The sequence below is a fragment of the Actinomadura meyerae genome (genome assembly GCF_900188445.1).
GTDB classification, from domain to species: domain Bacteria; phylum Actinomycetota; class Actinomycetes; order Streptosporangiales; family Streptosporangiaceae; genus Spirillospora; species Spirillospora meyerae.
Genome location: NZ_FZOR01000001.1, coordinates 170,946 through 186,175, shown reverse-complemented (window position 1 = coordinate 186,175; position 15,230 = coordinate 170,946). Strand labels below are relative to the sequence as shown.

Below are 15,230 nucleotides of genomic sequence, written 5' to 3'. Positions count from 1 at the left end.
GGCTTATAACCGTTATAAGGCTACAACGATTTTCCGGCGGTGGTCGGGCCTGGGTCCGGTCCGGTGCGCTCGGTCCGGTGCGCTCGGTGCGGGCGTCAGTGCAGGGCGGGCACCCGGGTGCGCGCGGCCGGGACGACGAGCGGGGTCCCGGTCTCCGGGCAGTCGATCACCCGGCACGGCAGCCGGAACACCCGCTCGACCAGCTCGGACGTGACGACCTCGGCGGGCGGGCCCTCGGCGACGATCCGGCCGTCCCGCATGGCGATCATGTGAGTGGCGTAGCGGGCGGCGTGGTTCAGGTCGTGCAGCACCGCGACGACCGTGCGCCCCTCCTCGTGCAGCCGCGCGCACAGGTCGAGGACCTCGATCTGGTGGGCGATGTCGAGGTAGGTCGTCGGCTCGTCCAGCAGCAGCAGCGGGGTCTGCTGGGCGAGCGCCATCGCGATCCAGACGCGCTGCCGCTGCCCGCCCGACAGCTCGTCGACGGGGCGCGCGGCGAGGTCCTGGACGCCGGTCGCCGCCATCGACTCGGCGACGACCCGCTCGTCCTCCCGGGACCACTGCCGCAGCAGGCTCTGGTGCGGGTACCGGCCGCGCGACACCAGGTCGGCGACCGTGATGCCCTCCGGCGCGATGGACGACTGCGGCAGCAGCCCGAGCGTCCGGGCGAGCTTCTTGGCCGGCCAGCCGGCGATGGGCCGGCCGTCGAGCACGACCGTCCCGGCGGCCGGCTTCAGGATCCGGGCGAGCGCCCGCAGCAGCGTCGACTTGCCGCACGCGTTCGGGCCGACGATGACGGTGAACGACCCGTCCGGTACGGCCACGTCGAGGTTCTCGGTGATGGTGCGCTTGTCGTAGGCGAGGGTGAGTCCCGTGCCGGTGAGCCGCGCGTTCGCGTCCTTCATTCAGATCCGTCCCGTCTTGCGTTCGGTCACCAGGAGCCAGACCAGGTACCCGCCGCCGAGCAGCCCGGTCACCACGCCGACCGGGAGCTGGTGCCCCGGGAAGGCGCGCTGCGCGACCCAGTCGGCGGCGACCAGCAGCGCCGCCCCCATGCACGTCGCGGGCAGCAGGTTGGGGCCGGTCGTGCGGGTGAGGCGCCGGGCGAGCTGCGGCGCGGTCAGCGCGACGAACGCGACCGGCCCGGCCGCCGCCGCGGCGAGGGAGACGAGCAGCACGGCCGCCGCGAGCATGATCAGCCGGACCCGCTCGATGGGGACGCCGAGGCCGTGCGCGGCGTCGTCGCCCATCTCCAGCATGCGCAGCGCCCGCCCGCACGCGACCATGACGAGCGGCCCGAGGACGGCGAGCCCGGCGAGCACGGGCGCGGCGTCCGCCCAGTCGCGGCCGTCGAGGCTGCCGGTCAGCCACAGCACGGCGCGGGCGGCCTCGGTGATGTCCGCCTCGGTGAGCAGGTAGCCGTTCACGCCGGTGAGGATCGCCGCGACGCCGATGCCGACGAGGATGAGCCGCTGGCCGTGCGCGCCGTGCCGGCCCGCCACCGTCCACACGACCACGCCGGTGAGCAGCCCGCCGCCGGCCGCGCCCGCCGCGACCGCGAGGGTGCCGCCGCCGGTCAGCACGATCACCGCGAGGACGCCGCTCGCCGCGCCCTGGGAGAAGCCGAGGATGTCGGGGCTGCCGAGCGGGTTGCGGGTCAGCGACTGGAAGATCGCGCCGCCCAGGCCGAGCGCGGCGCCGACGGCGAGCGCCGCCGCCACCCGCGGCAGCCGGATCTGGTTGACGATCAGCGAGTCGGCGGGCGTCCCGCGGCCGAGCAGGGTGGCCACGACGTCGGGCGGGCTCATCGGGAAGTCGCCGCTGCCGATCAGCAGCACCCCGGCGCCGAGCGCCACGGCGAGGCAGAGCGCCGCGACGGCGAAGGCGCGCGGGTGGAACCGGAACGACGGCCCGCCGCCCGGCGTCCGGACGACGGCGGCCCGCGGCACGCCCCTCACGAGCGTGTTTCCTGTGGGGGGACGACCCCCCGCACCCCCCGAGTTCGCTGCGCTCATGAGAGTGCCTTCCCGAACGGGCGCCGCACGAAGTACAGGAACACCGGCCCGCCCGCCACGACCATCACGATGCCGACCTGCAGCTCGGACGGCCGGACGACGACGCGGCCGAGCACGTCCGCCGCGAGCATCAGCGCGGGCGACAGCACCGCGCAGAACGGCAGCAGCCGCCGCAGGTCGGGGCCGGTCAGCGCGCGGACGAGGTGCGGCACCATCAGCCCGACGAAGATGATCGGCCCGCACGCGGCGGTCGCCGCGCCGCACAGCAGCGTGACGGCGGCGATCGCGCCGATGCGGGCGCGGCCGGGGTTCGCGCCGAGCGCGCGGGCCGCGTCCTCGCCCATCGCCATCGCGTTGAGCGGGCGGGCGAGCAGCAGCGCGAGCACCAGCCCGGCGGCGACGAACGGGGCGACGCGGACGACCGTGTACTGCTGCGCGGCGGCGAGGGAGCCGACCGTCCAGAAGCGCATCCGGTCGAGCGACGCGGTGTCCAGCAGCTGGACGGCGTTCACGTAGGAGAACAGCGCGGCGTTCAGCGCGGACCCGGCGAGCGCGAGCCGGGCGGGCGTGGCGCCGCGCCCGCCGCCGACCGCGTAGAGCAGCAGGGCGACCGCGCCGGCGCCCGCGAACGCGAACCACACGAAGCCGGTGAACGAGGTGATGCCGAGGAAGGAGATAGCGGTCACGACGGCGGCGGAGGCGCCCGCGTTGATGCCGAGGATGCCGGGGTCGGCGAGCGGGTTGCGGGTGAGCGCCTGCATCACCGCGCCGGCCAGCCCGAGCGCCGTCCCGGCGAGCAGGCCGAGCAGGGTGCGCGGGAGGCGCATGTCGTGGACGACCGTGTACGCGGCCGAGCCGGGGTCGGTCAGGCCGTCCCAGGCCGCCGCCGGCGACAGCGGCTTGGCGCCGACCGCGAGGCTCAGCACGGCGGTCGTGAGCAGGAGCAGCACCGCGGCGACGAGCCCGGCCGCCTGCCACGGGCGGCCCGGCGGATCGGCCGGCCGCTCGGTGAGCGTCGGCGGCGGTGTGGTCGACAGCACCTGCGGCCCCCTCTGGACAAGATCTTAGGTTAGGTTAACCTAAGCCTCGCCGGGCCCACTATCCGGTCACTGTAGTTGATTCTTGGAGTCGTCCGAAATGTCGAATACCGGTGCTCGCCACCTCTCCCGCCGCGGCTTCCTCGGAGCCGGCGGCGCCGTCGCCCTCGGGGCCCTGATCAGCGCGTGCGGCGGTGACGACGGGTCGGGCGGCACGGCGTCCCCCGGCGGCGGCGCCTGGACCTTCACCGACGACCGCGGCACCAAGGTGGACCTCAAGAGCCGCCCGAAGCGCGTCGTCGGCTACGTCGCGACCGCCGCCGCCCTCTACGACTTCGGCATCGACGAGCAACTCGTCGGCGTGTTCGGGCCGACCAAGCTCAAGGACGGCAAGCCCGACCCGCAGGCCGGCAACCTGCCCGTGGACCGGCTGGAGATCATCGGCAACGCCTACGGCGAGTTCAACATCGAGAAGTACGCCGCGCTCCGCCCCGAACTGCTCGTCGACAACATGTTCATCCCGGGCGACCTCTTCTACGTCCCCGCCGAGAGCAAGGACAAGATCTTCGCGCTGGCGCCGAGCGCCGCCATCTCGGCCGGGTCCGTCCCGCTGCCGAAGCCGATCGAGCGGACCGCCGCGCTCGCCGCCGCGCTCGGCGCCGACCTGAAGTCCGCGAAGGTCACCGCCGCCAAGGCCCGGTTCGAGAAGGCCGCCGAGGAGGTCCGCGCGGCGGCCAAGGCCAAGCCCGGCCTGAAGGTGCTCGCCGCGTCCGCGAGCCCCGACCTGTTCTACGCCTCCAGCCCGAACAAGAACACCGACCTCATCTACTACAAGGAGCTCGGCGTCGACCTGATCCTCCCGGACAAGCTCGGCGAGGACGACTACTTCGAGAACCTGAGCTGGGAGAACGCCGACAAGTACAAGGCCGACCTCATCCTGCTCGACTCCCGGACGCAGGCGCTGCAGCCCAAGGACCTCGGCTCCAAGCCGTCCTGGCAGGACCTGCCCGCGGTGAAGGCCGGCCAGGTCATCCCGTGGCAGCCCGAGCCCCGGTTCTCCTACGAGGGCTGCGCCCCGCTGCTCGAAGCCGTCGCCGCGGCCCTGCGGTCGGCGAAGAAGACCGGCTGAAAGGCACCGCGATGACGACCCCCACCGACCCATTCGCCTTCTTCGACGTGCACGTGCTCCGGACGCGGCGGCTCGGGCCGTCCATGGCGCGGATCACCTTCGGCGGCGAGTCGCTCGCAGGCTTCGCGACCGGGGGCCGCGACCAGCGGTTCAAGGTGTTCCTGCCGCACCCGCACCAGGACGCCCCGGTCCTGCCGGAGAAGCGGGACGGGGCCACCTGGTTCGCCGACTGGCGGGCGATGGACCCGGCCGAGCGCGGCATCATGCGCTCCTACACCGTCCGCGACTTCCGGCCGGGCGAGCTGGACGTCGACTTCGCGCTGCACATGGACGGGGCGTCGGGCCCTGCGGGCCGGTGGGCCGCGAAGGCCGCGCCGGGCGACCGGCTCACGATCCTCGGCCCGACGGGCCCCGACAACGGCGGCTGCGACTTCCGGCCGCCGCCCGGCGCGCCGGTCGTCATCGCGGGCGACCTGACCGCGCTGCCCGCCGTCGCGGGCAGCCTCGCCTGGCTGCCCGCCGGAACGCCCGCGCAGGTCTGGGTGGACGTCCCGCACCCCGAGGACCGGCAGGACATGCCCACCGCCGCCGACGCGGAGGTCACCTGGGTCTCCCCCGGCGGCCTGCTGGACGCCGTCCGCGGCGCGAAGATCCCGGACGGCGCGTACGCGTGGATCGCGGGCGAGTCCTCCGTGGTGAAGGCGCTGCGCCGGCACCTGGTGAACGAGCGCGGCATGGACCGCCGCTCCGTCACGTTCACCGGCTACTGGCGCCGCGGCGCCTCCGAGGAGGACCTCCTCGCCGAGGTCGAGGCCGGCCGCAGCCCCGCCACCGAGGAGTAGCGGACGGCCCGGGGGGGCGCCGGTCAGGGCGCGGGCAGGACGCCGCGCTGCATCGCCGCCATCACGGCGGCGGTGCGGTCGGAGACGCCGAGCTTGGTGAAGATGCGCAGCAGGTGGGTCTTCACCGTGGCCTGGCCGATGTAGAGGCGCTCGCCGATCTCGGCGTTGGTGAGGCCCTCGGCGACGAGGGCGAGCACCTCCGCCTCGCGTGCCGAGAGGGCGGGGGGCGCGGGCGCCTCGCCCACGGCCGCCAGCCGCGCCGACACCTCGGGCGACAGCACGCGCCGGCCCGCCGCGACGTCCCGGACGGCGGCGGCGAGGTCGGCGCGCGAGGCGTCCTTCAGCAGGTAGCCCGCCGCGCCCGCCTCGATCGCCCGGACGATGTCGGCGTCGTCCCGGAACGTCGTCAGCACCAGGATCCGGTGCCCCGGCAGCCGCCGGATCGCGCTCACCCCGTCGCCGGACGGCATCCGCAGGTCCATCAGGACGACGTCCGGGCGGACGCGGGGCACCAGCGCGACGGCCTCGTCCCCGGACGCCGCCTCCCCCGCGACCTCGATGTCCGGCTCGGCGGCGAGCATCCCGCGCAGCCCCTCCCGGACGATCGGGTGGTCATCGACGATCATCACGCGGAGCACGGCACCGCCACCTCGATCCGGGTCCCGCCCTCGGCCGTCACGGCGAACGTCCCGCCGGCGCGCTCGACGCGGGTTCGCATGCCGCGCAGCCCGAACCCGCGCTCGACCTCTTCCGGCGCGAACCCGCGCCCGTCGTCGGCGACGGCCAGCCGCACCGGGTCGCCGTAGTCCAGCTCCACCCGCACCGATTCGGCGCCGGCGTGCTTGCGGACGTTGGCGAGCGCCTCCTGCGTCACCCGCAGCAGGACGACCTCCACGGCGTCCAGGGGCCGGGGCTCGCCCGTCACGGCCAGGTCGACGGGCAGGTCGAAGTCGCGGGCCAGCCGGCGCAGCGCCTCGACCAGCGAGCCGCCGTCCAGCGCGGGCGGCGCCAGCGCGGCGACCAGGCCGCGCGTCTCGGCGAGGTTCTCGCGCGCCGTCCGCAGCGCCAGCTCCACGTGCCGGTTCGGCCCGAGTTCGGCCTGCGCCGCCTGGAGCAGCATGGTGATCGAGGTGAAGCCCTGCGCGATCGTGTCGTGGATGTCGCGGGAGAGCCGCTCGCGCTCGGCGAGCATCCCCGCCTCGCGGGACACCTCCGCGAGCTCGCCGCGCGTGCGGTCGAGCTCCTCGATGAGCCGCAGCCGCTCCCGGTTCTGGTGGCCGAGCCGCCCGATGAACACCGCGAGCAGCAGGCTGCACGTGACGGCCGCCGCCAGGATGACCGCCGTCATCGCCGTGCCCGCCCCGGACTCGGCCAGCGCGAGCCCGGCCGGCCCGGAGAACAGCACCAGCATCAGCGCGAACCCGCGCCCCGCGCCGTAGATCATGTAGACCTGCGGGATCAGCGCCGCGAGGCCCGTCGCCGTCACCGGCGCCAGCAGCGTCGCGGGCACGAACATGCAGCCCAGCGCGACGGCGTAGACCTTGCAGCCGGGCCGGGGCACCTCCTGCGACCGCAGCGCCCCGCGCCCGATCGCCGCGTACGCCACGCTCAGCAGGACGAGCAGCGCGATCGCCGCGGACCGCCGGCCGGGCGGCAGCTCGTCGGCGGCGGTCGCGGCGACCGTCCCGACCAGCACCATCGCGAAGTAGGCGTCCCAGAGCGGATAAGAGCGGCGCCAGACGTTCTCCGCCCGCGCCACGGGCTCCCCGGCCTTGTCCACCCGCACCCCTTTTGTCCACCGACCGGTGGATACTACAGCTCCGCAGGTCACGGGAGGATCGTGACCATGAACAAGAACACCGTCCGGCGGGCCCTCTTCGCCTTCACCGTCCTCTACGGCCTCCTGATCGCGCTGCTGTCCGCGCTGGACGTCGAGGCGCTCGGCGTGGTCGCCGCCGTCGGCGCCGTCCTCATCGGCCTCGGCTGGGGCTGCTCCGGCATGCTCGCCCGCCGCGGCCCGCAGAGCTGACCCGGCGCGGAGACGATCCCGCGCGGGGCCGACCCGGCGCGGGGATGCCCAACGGGGGCCCGGCCGCACGAGTTCAGGTCGCGCGGCCGGTCTCGTCCAGGGTGAGGGTCGCCGGGTCGATGACGCCGGCGCGGTAGGCGCCGCCCGCGATCGTCTGCGCGGTGATCGGCGCGGTCATCAGCTGGAAGACGGCGACGAGCAGCAGCGGCACGGCGGCCGCGACCGACTCGGCCCGCAGCGCGGCCCCGGCGAGGACGAGCAGCAGCCCGATCGTCTGCGGCTTCGTCGCGGCGTGCAGCCGGGTGAGCAGGTCGGGGAACCGGAGCATGCCGAGCGCGCCCGCCGCGCAGAACGCGGCGCCGGCGAGCAGCAGCACGGCGGAGGCGGCGGTCACGGCCGCGCCTCCCGCTCCCGGTGCTCCGCCCGCGCCGCCGCCAGCCGGGCGGCGCTGACCGACCCCACGAACCCCATCAGCGCGATCACCACGAGGATCGTGGCGTTCGCCGGCTCGTCGTGCACCGCGGTGTGCACCGCGATGCCGCTCACCAGCAGGACCGCCAGGACGTCCAGCGCCATGATCCGGTCGAACGTGGACGGGCCGCGGACCAGCCGCGCGGCCGTCAGCACGAACGCGGCGCCCAGCAGCGCCAGGGCGGCGTTGTAGACGATGCTCATCGGTCCTCCCTGGTGGAGACGTCTTCTCGGGCGGCGTCCTCCGCGGTCCGGAGGGCGCGCATGAGCCGGTACTCGGTGCGGAGCACGCCGTCCCGCGCGGCGTCCGCCTCCTTGCGGGAGCGGGCCGGCACCGCGTGGATGCGCAGCAGGCGCCGCTCCCAGTCGAGGTCGACCAGCAGCGTGCCGGGCCGCAGCGAGATGCTCGTCGTCACGGCGAGCAGGATGAGCTCCGAGCGCGTCCTGGCGTTCACCTCGACGATGGCGCCCCGCACGGCGCGCGGCCGGTAGAGGGCGTGGCGGGCGATGACCAGGCTCGAGACGAGCAGGTCCCAGGCGAACTCCACGATCGCCAAGGCGAGCCACAGCGGCCGGACCCGCTTGAGCGTGGGGACGGTCGGCAGACGGCTCACGAAGTAGGCGGCGAGCACGACGACGACGCCGCCGACCGCGATGAGCGCGTCGACCCGCCCCCACAGCAGCAGCCAGAACGCGAACAGCCACCCGGCCATGCCCAGCCGGGAGACGAGGTGGCGGGCGCGCGTGTTCACGGCGAGCCCCCGTCCAGGACGGCGTGCCGGTAGCCGGCGGTGTCGACGAGGTCGCGAGCGGCGTGCCGGCTCCAGGCGGCGAGCGGGCCCGCGAACACCGCGACGAGGAGCCCGGCGACGACCATGACGGCGGTCACGGACTTCATCAGCCGCGCGCCGCCCCGCGTGTAGGACGCGTCGGGCGGCGGCGGTTCCCCGGCCTCGGGCGGGCGGGGCCGCCAGAACCCGAGCGTCCAGATCCGGACCATCGCCAGGAGGGTGAGGACGCTGCCCAGCAGGGCGACGCCCGTGACGGCGTACCCGAGAACGCTGCCGGAGCCGGCGCCCGCCTGGAACAGCGCGAGCTTCGCGACGAACCCGGAGGTCGGCGGGACGCCGCTGACGCTCATCGCCGGGATGAAGAACAGCACCGCGATGAACGCGGACAGGCCCGCCAGCCCGCCGAGCCGGTGCAGCGACGTCTCTCCCGTGTGGCCCTGGATGAGGTCGCTCACCAGGAAGAGCGTCGCCTGCACGACGATGTGGTGGACAAGGTAGAGGATCGCGCCGGTGAGCCCCGCGACGTCGAACAGGGCGAGCCCGAACAGCATGTAGCCGATGTGTCCGACCAGGACGAACGAGAACACCCGGTGGATGTCGTCGTGCGTCAGCGCGCCGAGGGTGCCGACGATGATCGTTCCGGCGGCGAGGACGAGCATCGGCCAGGACGGGGCCTCGCGGGGGAACACCAGCGTCTCCACGCGGATGAGCGCGTACACGGCGGCCTTCGTCAGCAGCGCCGCGAACACCGCGGTGACCTTGGTGAGCGCCACGGGGTAGCTGTCGGGCAGCCACAGGTGCATCGGCACGATCGCGCCCTTGATGCCGAACACCACCAGGAACAGCAGCCCGAGCGCGGTGCGGGTGGCGCCGGGCAGGTCGGGCGTCCGCTCCGCCAGGTCGGCGAGGTTCACCGTGCCGGTCGCCGCGTAGGTGAGGCCGAGCGCGGTGAGGAAGAGGATCGAGGACGTGAGGCTGACGACGGTGTAGGTCATCCCGGCCCGCACCCGCTCCCCGGTCGGGGTCAGCGTCATGAGGACGTAGCTCGACGCGAGCATGACCTCGAACCCGACGAAGAGGTTGAACAGGTCCCCGGCGAGGAAGACGAGGCTGACCCCGGCCGTCAGCGTCAGGTAGGCGGGGTAGAACACGCCGGGATCGTCGCCGCCGAGGCCGCCGGCGCCCTCCCCCACGGCGTGCAGCATGATCCCCAGCAGCACGGTGGCCGACACCGTCAGCAGCAGCGCCGACAGCCGGTCGGCGACGAGCGTGATGCCGAACGGCGCGGCCCACCCGCCCATCTGGACGGCGAGCACCCCGTCCCGCGCCACGGCCGCGACCAGCCCGGCGCAGGCGGCCACGCCCCCGGCGGCGATGAGCGGGGCGAGGATCCGCAGCCGGGTGCCGCGGCGCCGCGCCAGCACCGCGAGCGCCGCGCCGAGGAGCGGCAGCGCGAACGGCAGCGGGACGAGGAGGTTCACGGGGCGTCCTCCGGTCCCGGGTTCTCCTTCTCCAGCGGCGTGCCGCCCGGGGCCTCGCCGCGCCGGCGCCGCTCCGTGCAGACCCGGCGGTCCTCGACGTCGTCGGGGACCTCGTCGCCGCCGCGCAGCTGCCGGCTCCGGTAGGCCATCGCCAGCAGGAAGGCGGTGACGCCGAAGGTGATGACGATCGCGGTCAGCGCCATCGCCTGCGGCAGGGGGTCGGCGGGACGCCCCGGGCCCTTCGCGCCGAGCAGCGGCGGCGTCCCGGCGGGCCCGCCCGCGAGCAGCAGCAGGAGGTTGGCGCCGTGGCCGAGCAGGCTGAACCCGACCACGACCTTGATGAGGGACCGCTGCATCAGCAGGTCGAACCCGGTCGCGAACAGCACGGCGACGACCACGACGAGCAGCAGTCCGGGGCCGGTCATGGCGGTTCCTCCTCCGGTCGGGGGTCCCGCTCCTCGTCCGGGTCCTCCAGGCTCGCGCCGAGCGTGCTGAGGATGGTCAGCACCAGCCCGAGCACCAGCAGGTAGACGCCCGCGTCGAAGAGCAGGCTGGTCTGCAGCTCGACGTGCCCGAGCACCGGCACCGTCCCGCCGAGGTCGACCGACCGCAGGAACTGCCCGCCGGACGCCCAGCCGCCCGCGCCCGCCGCGACCGCGGTCCCCAGCCCGGCGCCGACCAGCAGGGCGGGGCGGACGGGCAGCGCGGCGGCGAGCTCGCGCCGCCCGCCCGGCAGGTACCGCAGCACGAACGCCATGCCCGCCACCAGGCCGCCGACGAACCCGCCGCCGGGACGGCCGTGACCGGCGAAGAACAGGTACACCGAGAACACCAGGATCGTCGGGCCCAGCACCCGCGCCGCCGCCTCCAGGATCGCCGGGGACCCGCCGAGCGGGGGACGGCCGGGCGTGGCGAGCCAGCGGCTGGGCTCCTCCGCGGCCGGGCCCGGCGGCCGCGCCCCCGGACCGGTCAGCACCAGGCTCACCACGCCCATCGCGGTCGCGGCCAGCACCGCGATCTCGCCCAGGGTGTCGAGCGCCCGCAGGTCGACCAGGATCAGGTTCACCACGTTCTTCGCGTGCTCCTCCTCCGCGAACCGCGTGTAGCCGGGCCCGACCGGCGGCGCGCCGCGGCTCACCGACGCCACCACCAGGAACAGCCCGACGAAGCCCCCCATGCACACGCTGATCGCTCCCGTCGCGGCGCGCGCGGACCGCTTGCGGAGGTAGGGCGGGAACCGCTCCGGGAGCCGCCGCAGCACCAGCACGAGCATCAGCAGCGTCAGCGTCTCCACGACCACGAGGGTGAGCGCGAGGTCGGGAGCGCCGTGCAGGACGAACAGGCCGGCGATCCCGTAGCCCACGCCGGACAGCGGCACCACCGCCGACAGCCGGCCGCGCGCCCACCGCGCCGAGACCGCGCACGCGATCACGACCATCGACAGCACGAGCTGCGCCGGATCGACCCAGGCCCGCGGCCAGCCCGGCGGCGGATCCGGGCCGGTGCCGCGGACGAGTCCCGCCACCAGCGCCGAGCCGGGCACGGCCAGCACCGTCACCGCGATCACGCCGAGGTACACCGGCAGCGACCCGGTCTGCAGCCGCCGCGTGACCGCGTGCGCGCCGCTCATGGTCGCCTCGACGACGCCGTCGTAGGCGCGCTGCGCGTCGGGGTGCCACCGCCGCGTGGACCGGCCCGGGAACGTCCGTCCGAACGCCGCGTAGAGGCCGGCGCCCGCCGCGAGCGCGACCGCCGACATCGCGATCGGCACGCCCAGCCCGTGCCACAGCGCCAGCTCGTAGCCGGGCCCCCGCAGCGTGCCGGCGTACGGGCCGATGAGGGCCTGCATCGTCCCCGGGACGAGCCCGGCGGCGAATCCCGCCGCGGACAGCAGCACGACCGGCACGACCAGGCCCCAGGGATCGGACGGCTCCTCCCGCGTCCCGCCGGAGAAGGCGCCGTGCAGGAACCGCGCCCCGTACGCCACGGTCAGCGCCGACCCCGCCACCACCCCGGCGAGGACGGCGAGGTCCAGCCCGCCGTGGGCGAACGCCTCGAACGCGGCCTCCTTCGCCACGAAGCCGAGGAACGGCGGGATCCCGATCATGGACGCGACCGCGGCCGTCGCCGCGGCGGTCAGCACCGGCAGCCGCCGCCCGGCCCCCGACAGCCGGTCGGCGCGGCGCGTCCCGGTGCGGTGCTCGACGGCGCCGACCGCCAGGAACAGCGGGGCCTTGAACAGCCCGTGGGCGAGCAGCAGCGCCGCGCCGGCGAGGGCCGCCGTCCGCGACCCGTCGCCGAGCAGCACCATGAGGAAGCCGAGCTGGCTGATCGTCCCGTAGGCGAGGAGGCGCTTGAGGTCGTCCTGCCGGAGGGCGACGATGCCGCCGGCGAGCAGGCTCAGCAGCCCCACCGCCAGCACCAGCGGCCGCCACGGGCCGACCTCGGCGAGTCCGGGCGCGAGCCGCGCCACCAGGTACACGCCCGCCTTCACCATCGCCGCCGCGTGCAGGTAGGCGCTCACCGGCGTCGGCGCCACCATCGCCGCGGGCAGCCAGCCGTGCAGCGGCACCTGCGCGGACTTGGCGAACGCGCCGAGCAGCACGAGCACCGCGCCGACCGCCGCCGGAGTCCCGCCGGGCGGGTCCGCCACGAGGGCCGAGATCCGGTAGGTGCCCGCGGCCTGCCCCAGGACCACGAAGCCGACGAGCATGACCAGCCCGAACGCGGTGGTCGTCAGCAGCGCCTGGGTGGCCGCCCGCCGGTCTGCGGTCCGGTCCGGCCGCGGGTGCCCGATCAGGATGAACGAGCTGACGGTGGTGAGCTCCCAGAACACGTACAGGACGAGGAGGTTGTCGGCGAGCACCAGGCCCGTCATGGCCCCCGCGAACGCGACCAGCGTCCCGGTCATCAGCCGCTCGGACCGCTCGAAGTACCACCCGGAGTAGCACAGGACGACGGCCCCGACCCCGCCGACGAGCAGCAGCATCACGATGGCCAGGGCGTCGACCCGGAAGTCGAACTCCAGCCCGAGGTCAGCCGACCAGGTGACGCGGGTCGCCAGCTCCCCGCGCCCGGCGCGGGTCGCCGCCCAGGCGGCCGTGGCGGCGGGCACCACCGCGGCGGCGCACGCCATCGCCCGCCGGTGGCGCCCCAGTGCCCAGGGGACGGCGACGGCCGCGACGGCATAGATCCCGACCAGCGCCAGCATGCCGCCCGCAGCCCCCTCCCCCAAGGCACGTCTGCAGGCGATCTACCCGGCCAGCGTCCCCGAAACGGAGGAGCCGCCGGGTCAGGGGACCTCCCAGAGGCGCACCTTGTGGTCGAAGCGGTGCGCGCTGGCCACCGTCCGGCTGTCGGGGCTGAACGCGACGGACATCACCGCCGCGACGCGGGCCTTGTGGGCGGTGGCCTTGTTGGTGGCCAGATCCCACACCCACGTCGTGCCGTCGGCGTCGCCGGCCGCGAGGTACTTCCCGTCCGGGCTGTAGGCGAGCGAGTGGATCCAGTTGCCGGGTCCCTGGAAGGTGCCGGTCACGCGCTTGGTGGCCACGCTCCGCAGGACCACCTTGCCGTCGCGCCCGCCGATGGCCACGGTCTTGCCGTCCCGGCTGAACGCGACCGCCATGGCGGTGGAGGCGAAGTCGATGATGCGCCGCCGGGTCTGGACGTTCCACATCATCGTCGAGGCGGAGTCGCCCGTCGCGATGAGGATCTTGCCGTCGGGGCTGAACGCCACCGAGTCGCCGTGGTACGCGGCGTTCCCGTACTCGCCGAGCAGGCGCCGGCCGGGCATGCTCCACAGCCTCACGGTGGCGCTGCCGTCGCCCGCGACGGCGAGGGCCTTGCCGTCCGGGCTGAACGCGAGGTCCCCGACCTGGACGCCCCCGTTGTCGAAGGCGGCGACGGCGCGCCTGCTGCTCATGTCCCAGAGCTGCACCTTGCCGCCGGCCCCGCCGGCCGCGAGCATCCTCCCGTCGGGGCTGAACGCCACCGCGTCGACCTTGTCGGGGTAGTCGTCGAAGACCGCGACGGGCCGTTCCCCGGCCACGTCCCACAGCCGGACCGTGTGGTCCTCGGCGCCCGACGCCAGCGTCTTGCCGTCCGGACTGAACGCCACCGCCAGCACGTCCTCGGTGTGGCCGCTCAGGGCGTTGCCGGGCGCGGTGTCATCGAGGTACTGCTTCACCACGACCGCGCCGCCCGCGGCGGTGGCGCCGCCGACCACGAGGAGCCCGATCAGGAACCCCCGCCGGCCCGGCCCGCGCCGCACCGGCGGCGCCGGAGGCGGCATCCCGCCCGGCGGCACTCCGCCCATCGGCGGAGGCAGCGGCCCGGGCGGCTGCGGGGGCGGGTGCCCCATCGCCATGGCGGGCGCGGGAGGGCCGCCCACGGGCCACGGCTGCGGCGTGTACGGACCGGGAGCGGACGGAGCGGGAACGGGCTGCGCATGCGGCGAGGGGACGGGCGGCGGGAACTGCGGCTCCCCGGCGGCCATCGCCCGGAGCCGCCGCGCCACGTCCTCCGCGGACGCCGGCCGGTCGGCGGGGTCCTTGGCGAGGAGAGCGAGCACCAGCGCGTCCAGCTCCGGCGGGATCCCGGGCCTGCGCTGCGACGGCGGCGGCGGCGGGAGGGTCAGGTGCTGCCGCATCAGGACGGGCATCGTCGTCCCGTCGAACGGGGCGTCGCCGGTCAGCATCGCGTAAAGGGTGCAGCCGAAGGCGTACAGGTCCGTCCGGGCGTCGACGGGCCGCGCCTCGTACTGCTCGGGCGCCATGTAGGCGGGCGTCCCCAGCATCCCGCCGGTGCCGGTGAGGTCGCCGACCGCGTCGGCGGAGCGGGAGATCCCGAAGTCGCAGATCTTCACGCCGCCCTCGGCCGGCTCCATCAGGTTGGCGGGCTTGATGTCGCGGTGCACCACCCCGCGCCGGTGCGCGTACGCCAGCGCGTCGGCGACGGCGGCGCCCGCCTCCAGCACCCGCCCGACCGGCAGCCCGCCCGGGTTGCGCGCGAGGATGGTCGCGTAGTCGGTCCCGTCGAGCAGCTCCATCACGAAGAACGGGTGGCCGTCGTGCTCCCCGAGGTCGTGGACGACGGTGATCCCCGGATGCTGCAGCCGCCCGGCGTTCTCGGCCTCGCGCCGCAGCCGGTCGATCAGCACGGGCGAGGACCCGACGTCCGCCACCAGGATCTTCACGGCGACCCGCCGCCGGAGCTGGGTGTCGTCGGCGGCCCAGACCTCCCCCATGCCGCCCCGGCCGAGCCGCGTGGTGAGCCGGTACCGCCCTCCGAGCACCGCTCCGGTATCCATCGCCACCCTTCCTCCGACAGGCCGGATGAATCACACCACCGGAGATCACGCCCCCGCAAACCCACCACCCTCGCCCGCCGCACCTGGCCGCAACCGGTCATCCGACTCCTCGTGACCGCACGGG

At 75.0% G+C, this 15,230-nt stretch carries 15 protein-coding genes; 3 read left to right on the top strand and 12 right to left on the bottom strand.

What is annotated here, in order from left to right; translation table 11 throughout:
* Nucleotides 1-95: 95 nt before the first annotated feature.
* Genes CHF16_RS00840 through CHF16_RS00830 form a run of 3 tightly spaced genes read right to left on the bottom strand, consistent with a single transcriptional unit; the run spans nt 96 to nt 3,055 of the window.
* Entirely contained in the window at nt 96-905 is an 810-nt protein-coding gene (locus tag CHF16_RS00840) for an ABC transporter ATP-binding protein (RefSeq protein WP_089323917.1), read from the bottom strand.
* Complete coding sequence (locus CHF16_RS00835) at nt 906-1,958, bottom strand: FecCD family ABC transporter permease (RefSeq protein WP_245868109.1); 1,053 nt, start codon at nt 1,956-1,958, stop codon at nt 906-908.
* A gap of 53 nt (nt 1,959-2,011) precedes the next feature.
* Nucleotides 2,012-3,055: a FecCD family ABC transporter permease gene (locus tag CHF16_RS00830; protein ID WP_089323915.1), complete on the bottom strand. Its 1,044-nt coding sequence runs from the start codon at nt 3,053-3,055 to the stop codon at nt 2,012-2,014.
* Between the two features lie 97 nt (nt 3,056-3,152).
* Here CHF16_RS00830 and CHF16_RS00825 point away from each other — a divergent pair, with 97 nt between their 5' ends.
* Both CHF16_RS00825 and CHF16_RS00820 read left to right on the top strand, forming a co-directional pair.
* Nucleotides 3,153-4,181, top strand: coding sequence for an ABC transporter substrate-binding protein (locus CHF16_RS00825; protein ID WP_089323914.1), 1,029 nt, complete (start codon nt 3,153-3,155; stop codon nt 4,179-4,181).
* Nucleotides 4,182-4,192: 11 nt separating this feature from the next.
* Complete coding sequence (locus CHF16_RS00820; protein ID WP_089323913.1) at nt 4,193-5,023, top strand: siderophore-interacting protein; 831 nt, start codon at nt 4,193-4,195, stop codon at nt 5,021-5,023.
* A gap of 23 nt (nt 5,024-5,046) precedes the next feature.
* Here CHF16_RS00820 and CHF16_RS00815 read toward each other — a convergent pair whose 3' ends face one another.
* A complete protein-coding gene (locus CHF16_RS00815; protein ID WP_089323912.1) occupies nt 5,047-5,661 on the bottom strand; it encodes a response regulator in 615 nt (204 codons plus the stop codon).
* On the bottom strand, nt 5,649-6,803 hold the full coding sequence (locus tag CHF16_RS00810; protein WP_143227839.1) for a sensor histidine kinase: 1,155 nt from the start codon (nt 6,801-6,803) through the stop codon (nt 5,649-5,651). Before CHF16_RS00810 ends, CHF16_RS00815 begins: the two co-directional genes overlap by 13 nt.
* A gap of 66 nt (nt 6,804-6,869) precedes the next feature.
* On the opposite strand from CHF16_RS00810, the gene CHF16_RS00805 reads away from it, so the two are divergent.
* Entirely contained in the window at nt 6,870-7,052 is a 183-nt protein-coding gene (locus tag CHF16_RS00805) for a hypothetical protein (protein WP_089323910.1), read from the top strand.
* A gap of 73 nt (nt 7,053-7,125) precedes the next feature.
* On the opposite strand, the gene mnhG is transcribed toward CHF16_RS00805, so the two are convergent.
* Genes mnhG through CHF16_RS00770 form a run of 7 tightly spaced genes read right to left on the bottom strand, consistent with a single transcriptional unit; the run spans nt 7,126 to nt 15,106 of the window.
* The gene (gene mnhG, locus CHF16_RS00800; protein WP_089323909.1) at nt 7,126-7,446 is read right to left on the bottom strand and encodes a monovalent cation/H(+) antiporter subunit G; all 321 of its coding nucleotides are present in this window, start codon (nt 7,444-7,446) and stop codon (nt 7,126-7,128) included.
* The gene (locus CHF16_RS00795) at nt 7,443-7,727 is read right to left on the bottom strand and encodes an MrpF/PhaF family protein (RefSeq protein WP_089323908.1); all 285 of its coding nucleotides are present in this window, start codon (nt 7,725-7,727) and stop codon (nt 7,443-7,445) included. Before CHF16_RS00795 ends, mnhG begins: the two co-directional genes overlap by 4 nt.
* Complete coding sequence (locus CHF16_RS00790) at nt 7,724-8,275, bottom strand: Na+/H+ antiporter subunit E (protein WP_089323907.1); 552 nt, start codon at nt 8,273-8,275, stop codon at nt 7,724-7,726. The genes CHF16_RS00795 and CHF16_RS00790 overlap by 4 nt, the downstream gene beginning before the upstream one ends.
* On the bottom strand, nt 8,272-9,795 hold the full coding sequence (locus CHF16_RS00785) for a proton-conducting transporter transmembrane domain-containing protein (protein WP_089323906.1): 1,524 nt from the start codon (nt 9,793-9,795) through the stop codon (nt 8,272-8,274). Before CHF16_RS00785 ends, CHF16_RS00790 begins: the two co-directional genes overlap by 4 nt.
* Nucleotides 9,792-10,220, bottom strand: a complete 429-nt coding sequence (locus tag CHF16_RS00780; protein WP_089323905.1) for a Na(+)/H(+) antiporter subunit C — start codon at nt 10,218-10,220, stop codon at nt 9,792-9,794. Before CHF16_RS00780 ends, CHF16_RS00785 begins: the two co-directional genes overlap by 4 nt.
* Nucleotides 10,217-13,030, bottom strand: a complete 2,814-nt coding sequence (gene mbhE / locus CHF16_RS00775; protein WP_218826491.1) for a hydrogen gas-evolving membrane-bound hydrogenase subunit E — start codon at nt 13,028-13,030, stop codon at nt 10,217-10,219. Before mbhE ends, CHF16_RS00780 begins: the two co-directional genes overlap by 4 nt.
* A 57-nt stretch (nt 13,031-13,087) precedes the next feature.
* Nucleotides 13,088-15,106 carry a WD40 repeat domain-containing serine/threonine protein kinase gene (locus tag CHF16_RS00770; RefSeq protein WP_089323903.1) on the bottom strand — a complete coding sequence of 673 codons (2,019 nt, stop codon included), beginning with the start codon at nt 15,104-15,106 and terminating at the stop codon, nt 13,088-13,090.
* Nucleotides 15,107-15,230 lie beyond the last annotated feature (124 nt).

What these genes read in the sequence shown, in the direction of transcription:
- CHF16_RS00840 (WP_089323917.1), bottom strand. Translation starts at nt 905, where the DNA reads ATGAAGGACGCGAACGCGCGGCTCACCGGCACGGGACTCACCCTCGCC.
- CHF16_RS00825 (WP_089323914.1), top strand. Translation starts at nt 3,153, where the DNA reads ATGTCGAATACCGGTGCTCGCCACCTCTCCCGCCGCGGCTTCCTCGGA.
- CHF16_RS00820 (WP_089323913.1), top strand. Translation starts at nt 4,193, where the DNA reads ATGACGACCCCCACCGACCCATTCGCCTTCTTCGACGTGCACGTGCTC.
- CHF16_RS00805 (WP_089323910.1), top strand. Translation starts at nt 6,870, where the DNA reads ATGAACAAGAACACCGTCCGGCGGGCCCTCTTCGCCTTCACCGTCCTC.
- CHF16_RS00795 (WP_089323908.1), bottom strand. Translation starts at nt 7,727, where the DNA reads ATGAGCATCGTCTACAACGCCGCCCTGGCGCTGCTGGGCGCCGCGTTC.
- CHF16_RS00780 (WP_089323905.1), bottom strand. Translation starts at nt 10,220, where the DNA reads ATGACCGGCCCCGGACTGCTGCTCGTCGTGGTCGTCGCCGTGCTGTTC.
- CHF16_RS00770 (WP_089323903.1), bottom strand. Translation starts at nt 15,106, where the DNA reads ATGGATACCGGAGCGGTGCTCGGAGGGCGGTACCGGCTCACCACGCGG.